Raw genomic sequence first — 13,702 nt, 5'->3', positions numbered from 1 at the left:
GGGGCGTGCGGTACAGGATTCTGGGGGTTGCCCAGGCGGAGGACGACCGGGGAACCCTCGTCGCGGTGGGCGGCCCCCGGGTCCGCACGCTGCTCACAGCCCTGGCCCAGCACCCCACCAGAACCCTCTCCCCGGACACCCTCATCGACGAGGTGTGGGCGGACACCCCACCCCAGGACGCCCCAGCGGCACTACAGGCACTCATCGGCCGCCTCCGCCGAGCCATCGGCAAGGACACGGTCACCTCAGAACCCGGCGGCTACCGCCTCCACGCCACCCGCGACGACGTGGACCTGTTCGTGTTCGAGCGACTCGTCACGGAGGGCAGGACCGCACTCGAGGAGGGCGACCCCCACACGGCCGCCACCCGCCTGCGCGAAGCCCTCGCCCTGTGGCGCGGCCCCGCCCTCGCGGACCTCCCCGACCGCACCGCCGCCACCCGCCCGGAGGCCCTGCGTCTGGAGGCGACCCGCAGCCGCGTCGAGGCGGACCTGCTGCTCGGCCGTGCCGCCGACGTCGTACCGGAGTTGAAGGAGCTGACGACGGCTCACCCGTACGACGAGGCGCTGCACGCCCTGCTCATCCGCGCCCTGCGCGAGGCCGGCCGGAGCGCCGACGCGCTGGCCGCCTACGAGGACGTACGCCGTGCCCTCCTGGACGGTCTGGGCGCGGACCCCGGGCCCGAGCTCCAGGATCTGCACGCCGCGTTGCTCGACCCACGGGACACGCGCGGCGGACCGCGGGAGCCGGTACCCGGCACCGAAGCCGCCGGCCCCCGCCCCGGGGACCCCTCCCGTGCCCAGCGGACCGGGAACATCCGTCCCCGGCTGAACTCGTTCGTGGGACGGGAACGCGAGGTCGGGGCCATCCGTTCGGATGTGCGCGGGGCCCGGCTGGTCACGCTGACCGGACCCGGCGGTTCGGGCAAGACCCGCCTCGCCGAGGAAGCCGCCGCCGGCCTCGACCAGGCATGGCTCGTCGAGCTGGCCCCGCTCGACCGGCCCGAGGCCGTCCCGGGCGCGGTGGTCAGCGCCCTCGGTCTGCGCGAGACCGCTCTGATCACGAACGAGATGGCGGTCGCCCAGGACGACCCGGTCGCCCTGCTCGTCGCGTACTGCGCCCCGCGCAGCCAGCTCCTCGTCCTCGACAACTGCGAGCACGTGATCGACGCGGCGGCCGAACTCGCCGAGACCCTGCTGACCCGCTGCCCGGGACTCACGATCCTCGCCACCAGCCGCGAACCCCTCGGCATCCCCGGCGAGTTGGTGCGCCCCGTCGAGCCGCTCCCGCCCGACCCCGCGCGCCGCCTCTTCATGGAGCGCGCCTCCGTGGTGCGCCCGGACGCCGCCGGCGCGCTCCACGACTCCGCCGCCATGGACGAGATCTGCCGACGCCTGGACGGCCTGCCCCTGGCCATCGAACTGGCCGCGGCCCGGCTGCGGCTGCTCACCCCCCGGCAGATCGCCGACCGCCTCGACGACCGCTTCCGGCTGCTCACCTCCGGCAGCCGCACGGTGCTCCCCCGCCAGCAGACCCTGCGTGCCGTCGTCGACTGGTCCTGGGATCTGCTCGACGAACGGGAGCGGACCGTGCTGCGCGAGGCCTCCGTGTTCGCGGGCGGCTGGGACCTGGCCGCCGCGGAGGCCGTGTGCACCGGACCCGCCGCGGACCTCATCGGCGCCCTCGTCGACAAGTCCCTCCTCGTCGCCACCCCCGCCGGCACGGGCGACGCCAGTCCTCCGTACGGAACCGACGACGGTCCTCGTGACGCCTGGAGCCACGGCGACGACACGGGCGGCGGCATGCGTTATCGCATGCTGGAGACCATCCACGAATACGCCAGCGAACGCGCCGCCGAGGCCCCCGAACTGCGCGCCGCAGCCGAGCGGCGCCACCGTGCGTGGGTGCGCGCCCTGACCGAGGAGGCCGAACCCCGGTTGCGTTCGGCCGGACAACTCCCGTGGATCCGGCGCCTGGAGAACGAGCACGACAACATCCGGGCGGCCCTCCAGCGCGCGCTCGCCGCCCACGACGAGGAAGAGGCCGCTGCTCTCGTCCTCGACATGGGCTGGTTCTGGTGGCTGCGCAACTTCCGGTACGAAGCCATCGCCTGGACCGAACTCGTCCTGAGACTGGGCACATGGCTCGACCTGCCGTCAGGCAGCCGTCCGGCGGGGACCGCCGGTTCCGTGTCCGCCTGCGGCGACGCCCTCTCCGCCGAGCTCGAAGGCGTCGACCCGGTGGCCGCCTTCCTCGACCATCCCGAGCGGAAGGAGAACCACCCGCTGCGCGCCACGCGGATGCGGGTGCGCATGCTCCATCTGTTCATGAAGGTGGACGTCGTTCCCCTGGACGAGTGGGGGGAGAAGCGGCTGCGGGAGTACGTGGAGCGGGTACGGGGCGCCTTCGAGCGGGGCGGCCCGGACGCCGCGCGCATGCCGGGGATCATCTGGCCCATGGCCTCGCACTTCCTGGGCGAGCCGGACGACGTGGGCCCCGCGATGGACGCGGCGGTCGCCAACTGCCGTGAGTTCGGCGGCGAATGGGAGATCGGCGTCGCCCTGATGTTCCGTACGCACATGGTCGTCGACGCCCCCGGCGGAATGCCGGGAGTGGACGAGGACCTGGCGGAACTGCGCGTGCTCAGCCGACGGGTCGGAGACCGCTGGATGCGCGCCCAGGTGTGCAGCGCGGCCGGCGAGGCCGCCATGGCGCGCGGCCTGTACGACGACGCGAAGGCCGAGTACGAGGAGGGGCTGCGGCTCGCCTACGAGGTGGGGGCCTACGCGGAGGTGCCGTTCCTCATGGCCCGGCTGGCCGAGATCGCCTACCGCGCGGGCGAGCGCTCCGTGGCCCTGGCCAAGCTGGACGAGGCGAGCGCCGCCGCCGATCTGTACGGGGTGACGGATTCCCGGGCGTTCGTCCATCTGCTGCGCGCCCAGGTGGTCCTGGACGACGGGGAGGTCGCCCTCGCGCGCGAACTGTGCGAGAGATCCCGCGAGGAGAGTCTCCGCGGCACCCCGCCACCGCAGTTCACGGTCGGTCTGAACGGCATCGACGCCATGGTCACGGCCGCCGAGTCCGGGCCCGTCGCGGGTCTGCGGAAGCTGAGTGCCACGCTGCGGCACGCGATCGACACCCGGTGCGCGGACGTCGTGGCGTCCGCCGTCGTCGAGGGCGCCGCGCGTCTCTTCGGCGAACTGGGCGCCCACGAGGTGGCCGTGCGGCTGCTGGCCGCGGGCACCCGCTGGCGCGGCGGCGATCTGCGGCCCGTCCGGGAGAGCGCCGACGTGCGGCGCACCGAGGCCGCGGCCCTCGCGGCCCTCGGCCCGGAGCGCTACGAGTCCGAGCGCGCCCGCGGCTCCGGCCGCACCCAGGAAGAGGCGCTCGTCGAACTGGCCCGCGCGCTGGAGGAGTTCCCCGCGGAGTAGGCGCTCACCGGCACGCGCCCCCTGCGGAGCACGGGCTCACCGGCAGACGAACTTCGACTCCGCCCAGTCGCCCAGTGTCGTCGAGTCGAACGCGCTGTGGGGTTCGACGACGAAGCGGACCGTCCGGTGGCCGGTGAGGTTCACATGGACCGGGACCGCCGGGTCGCCGCCCTCGATCAGTGGTGAGCGCCACAGCCGCGACCCGTCCGCGTAGACGGAGAAGCGCACCTTGCCCAGACCCAGCATCAGATCGTCGACACCGGCCAGGGCGTCGTACGAGCTGCAGTCGCGGTTGAGGTCGACGGTGACCGAGGACCGGCCGTGGACGGTCACCCCGTACGCGTACCGGGTGTCGCCGATGCTCATCCTGGCGCGCTGCCAGACCCAGCTGCTCTCCCCGATCCGCATCTCCGGCTCGGTGTGGTCACCGACGACGTCGTAGTCCAGGTCGCTCCACCGGTAGACGACGGGGGCCGGCGGGGGAGGCGTCGGCGTGGGCTCCGGGTCCGGCTCCGGCGGGGGTGGCGTCGGCAGCGGCGTCGGGGTGGGGGCCGGGGGCGGCGTGGGGCGCGGACTCGGGCTCGGGGCCGCTTCCGGTGTCGGCTTCGGGGCCGGCTCCGGTTTGGTCGAGGGAGGCTGGGCGGGCGCCGGGCCGTGCGCCGCCGGCGGAGGCTTCGGCGCGGGGGGCTTCTCGGACGGCGTCGGCGGGGCCACCGGCGCTTCGACCGCGGGCGAGGCGGCCGGTCCCGCCTCGGGCCGCCGGGCGGCGGGGCCGCCGTTGCCGACCAGGGACAGTGCCACCGCCGCCGCGGCCACCGCGACGACACCCGCCGCGATACCGGCCTTGACCGGAGCGCCGAGTCCCTCGGAGACCGCGGCGCCACCTCCGGCGCCCGCGCCTCCCGACCCGCCGCCCGCCACGGCCGCCGCGCCCGCGGCCCCGGCCGCCCCCGCCCCGGCGCCCCCGGCGACGAGCGCGACCGCCTTCGCGTACCCGGCGGCACCGAACCAGCCGATGACCGCGACCGGCACGACCGCGGGGATGCCGCCCGCCACCTCCTTGATCTGGCCGGCGGCCAGGCGGCATCTCGCGCACTCCTCCAGATGCTTGCGCAGACCCCGTTCGGCACGGGTGCGCAGGCCGCCGCGCGCGTAGGCGCCGAGCCGGTCCGCGTAGCGCGCGCACTCCTCGTCCCGGGTGAGCGTGGTGCTCACATGCGCCTGGAGGTAGGCCTGCCTGAGTCCCTCGCGGGCGCGACTGGCGAGCACGCGGGTGCCGTTCGCGTCGAGACCGAAGAGCGTGGCGACCTCGCTCGGGGACTCGTCCTCGACCTCGGTGTGCCACAGCACGGCCTGCCAGCGTTCCGGCAGCGAGCGGAAGGCCCGCATGGCCATGGACTGTTCCGCCTCGTGCATCGCGCGCACGTCCGCGCCGAGGTCGAGGGTGTCGTCGTCCGAGACTTCGGACCCGCGGGCGGCCTGTGCCGCGAACACCGCGAAGTCGTCGACGAGTTGCTCCCGCCTGGCCGTCTTCGTCCAGTGCGCGGCGACCCGGCGGACGGTGGTGAGGAGATACGCGCGCACGGCGTGCTCGGGGCCGCTGCCGCCGCGTACGGCCTGGAGCATGCGGGCGAACACCTCGGCCGTGAGGTCGTCGGCGGTGTGCGCGTCGCGGCAGCAGGTGCGGGCGTAACGGCGGACGGCCTCGGCATGGCGGCGGTACAGCTCCTCGTACGCCGTGTCGTCGCCCGCGCGCATCCGCTCGATCAGACCGGCGTCGGGGGGCGGGGCCACCGGGGACACCGGCTCCCGCGGGGGCGGCAGGATCCCGCTCTCGCGCACGTCCCACCGGTCACGCTGCGAGGGCACACCGACCTCGGGCGCTCCGGGGTGGGCGTCGGGGTCGGGGGAAGGGCCGGGGCCGAGGGTGTCGTGGGGCGGCGCGTCGTCCTCGAGGTCCAGAGGATCGGCGTCCAGAGGATCGGCGTCCAGGGGATCGGCGTCCAGGGGATCAGCGTCTAAAAGGTCGCGGTTCGGGGTGTCGGGGTCCCGTTCGTCGCGGTCCTGTGCGGCGCGGTCCCGCTCGTCGCGGTCCCGCGCGTCGGGGGCCGGCTCCTCGGGGGCCCGTGCGTCGCGGTCCGGGGCCTCGCGGTCCCGTGCGTCGCCGTGGGGTGCCCTGCCGGCAGGGTGCCGGTCTTCGCCGTACGGGCTTCCGGCACGCGGGCGTTCGCCGTGCGGGCCGCCCTGGCTCGGCACCTGCCGTGACGGTGAACCGCCCGTTTCCGTGCCGCCGTCGGCGCCACCGTCGCCGGGCGACTCGTCTCGCCCGTCCACACTCATCGCGGAAAGCCCCCGCCTGCACACTCGGACCCGAATACCGGGCCAGAGTGCCACAGGCTCCGTGGCCGGAACGTGCTCGTACGGACCAACCACTCGTCCGAGGGGACTTGTCGCTCTGGAGTACTAACCATCACCCGATCGGGGAATGGTCAACAGTCGTCGTACGCGCGGAAGTGGGCGTTCCGTACAGGCGCGGTGCAGGAAGCACGGTGCAGGAAGCACGATGCAGGAAGCACGATGCTCCCGGGGCGAGTGAACTCACTCGCCCCGGGAGCATTCACGTGCTCACGAACACCGGCCCCGCGCACGCGGACTTCCTCGTGCCCCGCGGTGCCTTCGTGCTCCCGTACGCCCGCGCGGGTCGTAATCCGCCCGCGCCGCGGTCCCTTCGGTCCGGCTCACGCGGGGCGCGAGCGCAGACCCTCCAGCAGGATGTCGAGCAGCCGGGCCGAGGCCGCCGCCTGCTGCGCCGCGTCCGGCAGCGAAGGAGCCGCCGTCGCGATGACCAGCAGGACGTCCGCCACGGTCACGTCGGCGCGCAACTCGCCCGCCGCGCGCGCCCGGTCGACGAGCCGCCCGACCACCTCCAGCAGCGCCGCCGCACCGGCGTCGTCCACCTCGGCGACGACCTGCTCGTCATCGGGAGCCGTCCGCGGCTCGACGAGCCGCAACTCCGGCGCGGGCTGGGACCGCTGCTGCGGCACCCGCGCCTCGTCCTGCTCGGGACCGTCCTCGGCCACGCCGACCCGCAGCACCTGCGGCGGCAGCAGCCGCCCGGCACCCGAGGCCACCGACGTCCGCAGGAAGCGCGAGAGCGCCGACCACGGCTCGTCCTCCTGACCGAGCGCGGCACGGGCCTGGTCGGTCAGCCGGGAGGTCTCCTCCTCGGCTATCCGGCGCACCAGGACGTCCTTGCTCGGGAAGCGGCGGTACACCGTGCCGACACCGACCCGGGCCCGCCGGGCGACGTCCTCCATCGGCGCGCCGTACCCCAGCTCGCCGAAGACCTCGCGCGCCGCCCGCAGTACATGTTCAAGATTGCGCTGTGCGTCCACACGCAGCGGCGTCGTACGCGGTCCGTCACTCGGACCGCGGCCGTTGCCGCCCGTCGCCGCGCCGATCGCACCACTCGGTGCGATGGCTGACGCGGAAGACCAATGAGAGTCCTGAATGTGCATAAGCGTTCCCCCGGTAATGACGTCTCCCCCCGGAGACTCTCCCCGCCATCGACAGACCGGAGCGCGTGGAACAAGCTGGAACGCGAGCCGTCGTACGAACTCGCCGAGCGCATCCCCCTACACCCCGTCGACACACGAACATAGTTGAGCGGGGGTCAATTCAGAAGGGGCAGGTTCCGCACGGAGCGCCCCCCGATCGGAGTACGGCCCCTTTACGTCCCGGTTGCGCCCTGTCCGAGTACCCCCCTCACCCACCATGACCTGCGGGTTTTCCCTAGACTCCGGCAAATCGGCCAACTCTGCACGTTGTCGGCGACCGGTCACACAAATTGCCGGGGCTGTGGACAAACTCCGAAGAGGGGTGCGTCATGGGATGGTGAAGGAACGTGCGCGCATTCTCATCGTCGGCGGCGGCTACGTCGGGATGTACACCGCCCTGCGCCTCCAGCGGCAGCTCAAGCCCGAACTGAAGCGGGGCGAGGTCGAGATCACGGTCGTGTCGCCCGACCCGTACATGACCTATCAGCCGTTCCTTCCCGAAGCCGCCGCGGGCTCCATCTCGCCGCGTCACGTGGTCGTTCCGCTGCGCCGGGTCCTCGACCGCTGCCGGATCGTCATCGGCGAGGTCCGCTCGATCGACCACGCCAAACGCACCGCGACGCTCAGCACCCTCGCCACCGAGGAGGAGGGAGCGGGCGCCGAGCAGATCACGTACGACGAACTCGTGCTCGCCCCCGGCTCCGTCTCCCGCACCCTGCCGATCCCCGGACTCGCCGACTTCGCCATCGGTTTCAAGACGGTCGAAGAGGCCATCGGCCTGCGCAACCACGTCATCGAGCAGATGGACATCGCCTCCTCCACCCGCGACCCCGGGATCCGCGACGCGGCCCTGACCTTCGTCTTCGTGGGAGGCGGATACGCCGGCGTCGAGGCGCTCGGCGAGCTGGAGGACATGGCCCGCTACACCGCGCGGTACTACCCCAACATCAAGCCCGAGGACATGAAGTGGATCCTCGTCGAGGCCTCGGACCGCATCCTGCCCGAGGTCGGCGAGGAGATGGGCCGGTACACCGTCAGCCAGTTGCGCAGGCGCAACATCGAGGTACGCCTGGAGACCCGCCTCAACAGCTGCGCTGACCGGATCGCCGTCCTCAGCGACGGCGCGCGCTTCCCGACCCGCACCGTCGTGTGGACCGCGGGCGTCAAACCGCACCCCGTCCTCGCCGCGACCGACCTCCCCCTGAACGAGCGGGGCCGGCTCAAGTGCACCCCCCAGCTCGCCGTCGACGGCGTCACGCACGCGTGGGCCGCGGGAGACGCGGCGGCGGTGCCCGACGTGACCGCGGAACCCGGCAAGGAGACCGCGCCCAACGCCCAGCACGCCGTACGGCAGGCGAAGGTCCTCGGCGACAACCTCGCGCACACCCTGCGGGGCGAGCCCCTGGAGACGTATGCGCACAAATACGTCGGTTCGGTCGCATCTCTGGGACTGCACAAGGGAGTCGCGTACGTCTACGGGCGCAAGCTGAGGGGCTATCCTGCCTGGTTCATGCACCGCGTCTACCACCTCAGCAGGGTGCCGACCTTCAACCGCAAGGCCCGTGTGCTCGCCGAATGGACCCTGGCGGGTCTCTTCAAACGGGAGATCGTGTCCCTCGGTTCGCTCGAACACCCCCGTGCGGAGTTCGAACTGGCGGCCGGGGGAAAGCCTCCGACCGACCCGAAGGGGTCGTCCTGACCGGACCGAGGAACTCCACCGGCAGGGACGGCGTCTGACGGATGCAGACCAGGTCGGTCAGACTGCCAGACAGGTCCACGACTCTGGGCGGGTGAACCGCTCGCCCTTCTAACACGAGGCTTTCCCCACTGTGAACTTCACGCGCTGGAGCGCCCGGCTCCCCGGAACGCAGCGCCGCGCCGCAGCGCGGACCGAGCCCACGGCCCCGCACACGGCCGCACCGGACCGGCGCGGGGAAGGCTCCGTGCCGGCGGCCCGCGCCGAGCAGCTCACCGACGACACCCCTCCCGGGCTCGCCGTCGACGAACTCCCGGCGCGCGCCGTCCTCGACCGCGTCCCCGCCCTCGTCGCCCTCGTCCACGGACCCGAGCACCGCGTCTCGTACGTCAACGACGCCTACGCCGCGGCCTTCGGCGCGCGTCCCGCCGGCGCACCCGCGCGCGAGGCCCTGCCCGAACTGGACGAACTCGGCCTGCTGCCCCTCCTCGACCAGGTCCTGCGCAGCGCCAAGCCCCGCACGGTCAAGTCCCGCAAGGTCTCGACCGGCCGCTCCTACACGTTCACCTGCACCCCCGTCGACACCTCCGCCGAGAGCGACGGCCGCGGCGTCCTCGTCTTCGCCACCGACGTCACCGACCACGCCGAGGCGGCCGAACGGCTGCGCGCCAGCGAACGCCGTCAGCGCGAGACCGCCGTCACCCTCCAGCGCTCCCTGCTCCCGCAGGAACTGGAGGAGCCCGACGACCTGCGCATCGCCGCCACCTACCTGCCCGGCGGCACGGAAGCGGCGGTCGGCGGCGACTGGTACGACGTCATCACCCTCGGCGGCGGCCGCACCGCGCTCGTCATCGGCGACGTCATGGGCCGCGGGGTCCGCGCCGCCGCCGTCATGGGCCAGCTCCGCACCGCCGTGCGCGCGTACGCCCGCCTCGACCTGCCGCCGCACGAGGTCCTGCAACTCCTCGACGGCCTCGCCACCGAGATCGACGCCAACCAGATCGCCACCTGCGTGTACGCGATCCACGACCCGAACGAGGGCCGGCTGGTGTACGCCTCAGCCGGCCACCTGCCCATCCTCGTCCGCGACGAGAACGGCGTCATCCACCGCGCCGACGAACCCACCGGACCTCCGCTCGGCACCGGCGGCTGGCTGCACGCCTCCGGCTCGGTGCCGCTCGGCCCCGGCTCCACCGCCGTCCTGTACACGGACGGCCTGGTGGAACGCCGCGACGAGGACCTCGACGAGGGCATCGCCTCCCTGGAGCGCGCCCTCGCCGGCGCCACCGGCAGCCCCCAGGTGATCTGCGACCGCCTGGTCCGCGCGGCCGGCGTCACCGCCGACCACGACGACGACGTCGCCGTCCTGGTCCTCCAGCACCCGTCCCGCACGGGCTCCGACGGCGAGCTCTTCCGCAACGCCGCCCTGGAACTGCTCGGCGGCATGGAAGCGGCCCCCCGCGCGCGTGCCTTCGCCTCCGGCGTGCTGGCGAGCTGGCGCTTCCCCAACGAACTGCACGACCTCGGCGTCCTGGCTGCCAGCGAACTCGTCGCCAACTCGCTCCAGCACGGCACCCCGCCCATGCGTCTGCGCCTGCGCCGCACCGACCGCCGCCTGATCATCGAGGTCACCGACGGAGACGACCACCTGCCGCGCCGCCGCCGCGCGGAGCCCGGCGACGAAGCCGGCCGCGGCATCGCCATCGTGGCCACGATCGCCTCCGGCTGGGGCTCGCGCCGCACACCGGGCGGCGGCAAGGCGGTGTGGTGCGAGTTCGCACTCCCGCGCGCGGCGAACTGAACCCGCGCGCCGGGTAGCGCGTCCCCGCCCCGGGAGGCCGGTCCCGTACGCCTGGCACCGGACCGCGGACCGGACACGTGCCGCGCGTCCCCTGGCCGAGAGGCCCGGCCGGTGCTAAGAGCTCCCCATGGCAGACGAATCGGGCTTTCAGCTCAAAGGAAGTGGCCCCGAGCGCTACGAGCGGTACGCGGCACCGTTCATGGCGCCCTTCGTGGAAGCGGTCCTGGACGCGGTCGACCTGTACCCCGGCGCCAAGGTGCTCGACCTGGCCTGCGGCACCGGCTTCGCGGCCCGCGCGGCGGCGGCCCGGGTCGGTCCCGCCGGCCGGGTCTCAGGGGCGGACGTCAACGCGGGCATGATCGGCGTCGCCGTGGAACGCGCGCCCCGTATGTACCCGGACATCGGTTTCACCGTCGCCCCCGCCGAAAGACTCCCCTACGAGGACGCGGCCTTCGACGCGGTCGTGTGCCAGCAGGGCGTCCAGTTCTTCCCCGACCTCGACGCGGCCTTCGCCGAGGCGGCCCGCGTGACCCGCCCCGACGGCCGCTTCGCCGCCACCGCGTGGGCCGCCAGAGACCTCATCCCGTACTTCGTCGCCCAGTACGAGGCGGTGGAGGAGTACGGCGGCAAGGAACTCGCGACGGACTACGAGGGCGCGTTCTCCGGCACCCCCGACCGGCTCTCCACCGCCCTGCGAGGCGCCGGGTTCCACGACGTCGCCGTCCGCCAGGTCACCTTCGGCATCCCCTTCCCACCCCTCGACACGTACGCCCCCGGCCAGCTCTCCTCCACATCCTGGGGACAGGCGATCGTCGACACCGCGGGCGAGGACGCACTCCTGCGCGCCGGGCGGACCGTTTGCGACCGGCTCGCCAACCACACCGCCCCCGACGGCACCGCCACCCTCCCCTTCACCGCCAACCTGCTGACCGGCATCCGCTGAGATTCGCGCCGCGCACACGAAACGGCCGCCACCACGTCACTGCGTGATGGCGGCCGTCATGATCCGCGCCCGTCCCGAGGCCTCCGTGGTCAGGCGCCGGCGGGCACCGGCTCGACCGGAGCCCCGCCCTGCGCGACCACCCGGCTCCGCGCGAGCCACGGCTGATTCTGTACGGGGGTGAGCTGCCGTCCGAGCCGCACGGCCAGGACGGTGATACCGAGCGAGAACAGCAGGAACGTCACGACGTACGGGCCGTGCAGCGAGGCCCCCATCGGGCCGCCCACCGCCGGGCCGATCGCCAGCGCGAGCTGCTTCACCAGGGCGAAGGCGGAGTTGTACTGACCCGCCATCCCGGACGGCGCCAGATCGGCGACCAGCGGAGCGACGGTCGGCGACAGCATCGCCTCACCGAGCCCGAAGAGCGCGTACGTCGACACGAAGGCCGCCGTGGCCATGGTCTGGCTGCCGTGCCCGAGACCCGCGTACCCGGCCGCCAGCCAGGCGACGGCCCAGATCAGCCCGACCGCGGCGATCACCCGGGACCGCTTGCGGCGCTCGACGAACTTCAGCACCGCGAACTGCGCGACCACGATCATCGCCGTGTTCGCCGCCATCGCCGTACCGAGCGCGGACGTGGAGATCCCGGCCGCCTCGACGCCGTACGCGGAGAGCCCCGACTCGAACTGCCCGTAACAGGCGAAGAACAGCACGAAGCCCAGCACCGAGAGCTGCACCATGGCCCGGTTGCCCAGGAGCTGCTTCCAGCTTCCGCCCCTGGACCGGGGCGCGTCGTCGTCGATGCGCGGCGCGCGCGGCATCCGCACCGTCGCCATGATCACGACCAGCACCAGGAACATCGTCGCCTCGATCGCGAACAGCAGCGTGAACGAGCTCGCCCGGTCCGGGTCGACGATGTGACCCCCGATGAGACCACCGACACCGAGGCCCAGGTTCTGCAGGAAGAACTGCGTCGCGAAGGCGCGCGACCGGGTGTCCGCCGAGGAGCAGTCCACGATCATCGTCGCGAGCGACGGCTGCATCACGGCCTGCCCGGCACCGAGCGCCGCCGCCGACAGCACCACGGCCGTCGCGCCGCTCGCCAGCCCGAGGCTCAGCGCACCGAGCGCGGCGGTGACCAGGGCGGCGAGCAGGACCGGCAGAGGACCGCGCCGGACGATCGCCCTTCCGGCGAACGGCAGCACGACGAGAGCGGCCACGGCGAAGACGGCGAGCACGACGCCCGCCGTCATGGAGCCGAGTCCCCGCACCTGCGCCACATAGACGTAGAGGAAGGGGACGGTAAAGCCGAGCCCGAACGCGCTGAGCGCGTTGCCCACGTGGATCCGGCGCATCGCTGCGCCCATCGCCCTGGTCACTTTCACCTGCCTTGGTCGTGAAGCCGTACTGGGCCCGCCCGCCGGGCACCGTCTCCGTGAACGGTTCCCTACGCATGGATGCAAGCCTGAAGACTTCAAAGCTAAAGTTCGAGGTTGAACTCTACACCTTGAAGGACTTCGACACCAAGCGACCTCATGCGATACTCGGGCCATGGGCGACACCCCCGGCGTCAGCGAGCCGACACTCGAAGAACAGATCGCCGCCTACCAGCGCGAGTTCCAGGACCTCGACCCCCAGGTCGAGAAGATCGTGTCGGCGCTGTCCCGCCTCAACCGGCGGATGAACGTCGCCTACGGCCGCCAGACCGCCGCCCTCGGCATCAGCAACGCCGAGTGGGAGGTCCTGAAGGCGCTCGTCCTCGCCGGCGCCCCGTACCGCCTCGGCCCGAGCGAGCTCGCCAAGCGCCTCGGCCTCACCCCGGCCGCCATGACCCACCGCATCGACCGCATGGTCGCGGAGGGGCTGGTCACCCGGGAGCGCGACGAGTCGAACCGTGTGCGCGTCATCGTCGAGCTGACCGACGAGGGCCGGGAGAAGTGGCTGGAGGCCATGCGCCTCGCCACGGTCTTCGAGGAGGACCTGCTCCAGGACCTCTCCACCGAGGACCGAGGCGTCCTGGGCGAGGTCCTGACCCGCCTGCTCCGGCGGGTGGAGGACGCCCAGCCGGACGCGGGCGGCCGGCTCAGCGACCTGGATTAAAGATCTTGACAGGTGGGTGTTGACACTGCCCTGCCGGATGCGTAAAGTTCTTCGAGTTGTCACGGAGCCGGTCTGGTTCCGCGACGGCACCTCCGCCGCTGATGCGGCACTCAAATCTTCAGCTCGATCCCAGCCGGGGTGAATTCGGTGTGCCCGAATTCAATTCGATTGGGGCCC

General features: G+C 72.9%; 8 protein-coding genes. 5 read left to right on the top strand and 3 right to left on the bottom strand.

All coding sequences use genetic code 11. From position 1 onward, the window contains the following. Positions 1–5 precede the first annotated feature (5 nt). A complete protein-coding gene (locus tag ACFRIC_RS11115; protein ID WP_382782813.1) occupies positions 6–3,431 on the top strand; it encodes a BTAD domain-containing putative transcriptional regulator in 3,426 nt (1,141 codons plus the stop codon). 36 nt (positions 3,432–3,467) lie between these two features. Here the strand turns inward: ACFRIC_RS11115 and ACFRIC_RS11110 are convergent, their stop codons facing one another. Together ACFRIC_RS11110 and ACFRIC_RS11105 are read right to left on the bottom strand one after the other, a co-directional pair. Further along, positions 3,468–5,189: a sigma-70 family RNA polymerase sigma factor gene (locus ACFRIC_RS11110; RefSeq protein ID WP_382784213.1), complete on the bottom strand. Its 1,722-nt coding sequence runs from the start codon at positions 5,187–5,189 to the stop codon at positions 3,468–3,470. A gap of 980 nt (positions 5,190–6,169) precedes the next feature. Continuing rightward, positions 6,170–6,949 carry a TetR/AcrR family transcriptional regulator gene (locus ACFRIC_RS11105; protein WP_382782811.1) on the bottom strand — a complete coding sequence of 260 codons (780 nt, stop codon included), beginning with the start codon at positions 6,947–6,949 and terminating at the stop codon, positions 6,170–6,172. A 373-nt stretch (positions 6,950–7,322) separates the two neighbouring features. Between ACFRIC_RS11105 and ACFRIC_RS11100 the strand changes: the two genes are divergently transcribed. From ACFRIC_RS11100 to ACFRIC_RS11090, 3 genes are all read left to right on the top strand, one after another. Further along, positions 7,323–8,687: an NAD(P)/FAD-dependent oxidoreductase gene (locus ACFRIC_RS11100; protein WP_382782808.1), complete on the top strand. Its 1,365-nt coding sequence runs from the start codon at positions 7,323–7,325 to the stop codon at positions 8,685–8,687. A gap of 130 nt (positions 8,688–8,817) precedes the next feature. After that, complete coding sequence (locus ACFRIC_RS11095; protein WP_382782806.1) at positions 8,818–10,485, top strand: SpoIIE family protein phosphatase; 1,668 nt, start codon at positions 8,818–8,820, stop codon at positions 10,483–10,485. 127 nt (positions 10,486–10,612) lie between these two features. Continuing rightward, positions 10,613–11,428, top strand: a complete 816-nt coding sequence (locus ACFRIC_RS11090) for a class I SAM-dependent methyltransferase (RefSeq protein WP_382782803.1) — start codon at positions 10,613–10,615, stop codon at positions 11,426–11,428. Positions 11,429–11,517: 89 nt separating this feature from the next. Here the strand turns inward: ACFRIC_RS11090 and ACFRIC_RS11085 are convergent, their stop codons facing one another. Further along, a complete protein-coding gene (locus tag ACFRIC_RS11085) occupies positions 11,518–12,792 on the bottom strand; it encodes an MFS transporter (protein WP_382782801.1) in 1,275 nt (424 codons plus the stop codon). A 184-nt stretch (positions 12,793–12,976) separates the two neighbouring features. On the opposite strand from ACFRIC_RS11085, the gene ACFRIC_RS11080 reads away from it, so the two are divergent. Further along, positions 12,977–13,525, top strand: coding sequence for a MarR family transcriptional regulator (locus ACFRIC_RS11080; RefSeq protein ID WP_326786919.1), 549 nt, complete (start codon positions 12,977–12,979; stop codon positions 13,523–13,525). Positions 13,526–13,702 lie beyond the last annotated feature (177 nt).

The sequence above is a fragment of the Streptomyces sp. NPDC056738 genome, assembly GCF_042790435.1.
Taxonomy (GTDB): Bacteria; Actinomycetota; Actinomycetes; order Streptomycetales; family Streptomycetaceae; genus Streptomyces.
This window is presented reverse-complemented; position numbering and strand designations above follow the sequence as displayed.

Bases quoted from the DNA above. Each gene is read 5' to 3' on its own strand.
- ACFRIC_RS11110 (WP_382784213.1), bottom strand. From the start codon at position 5,189: ATGCGCGCGGGCGACGACACGGCGTACGAGGAGCTGTACCGCCGCCAT.
- ACFRIC_RS11105 (WP_382782811.1), bottom strand. From the start codon at position 6,949: ATGCACATTCAGGACTCTCATTGGTCTTCCGCGTCAGCCATCGCACCG.
- ACFRIC_RS11100 (WP_382782808.1), top strand. From the start codon at position 7,323: ATGGTGAAGGAACGTGCGCGCATTCTCATCGTCGGCGGCGGCTACGTC.
- ACFRIC_RS11090 (WP_382782803.1), top strand. From the start codon at position 10,613: ATGGCAGACGAATCGGGCTTTCAGCTCAAAGGAAGTGGCCCCGAGCGC.
- ACFRIC_RS11085 (WP_382782801.1), bottom strand. From the start codon at position 12,792: ATGGGCGCAGCGATGCGCCGGATCCACGTGGGCAACGCGCTCAGCGCG.
- ACFRIC_RS11080 (WP_326786919.1), top strand. From the start codon at position 12,977: ATGGGCGACACCCCCGGCGTCAGCGAGCCGACACTCGAAGAACAGATC.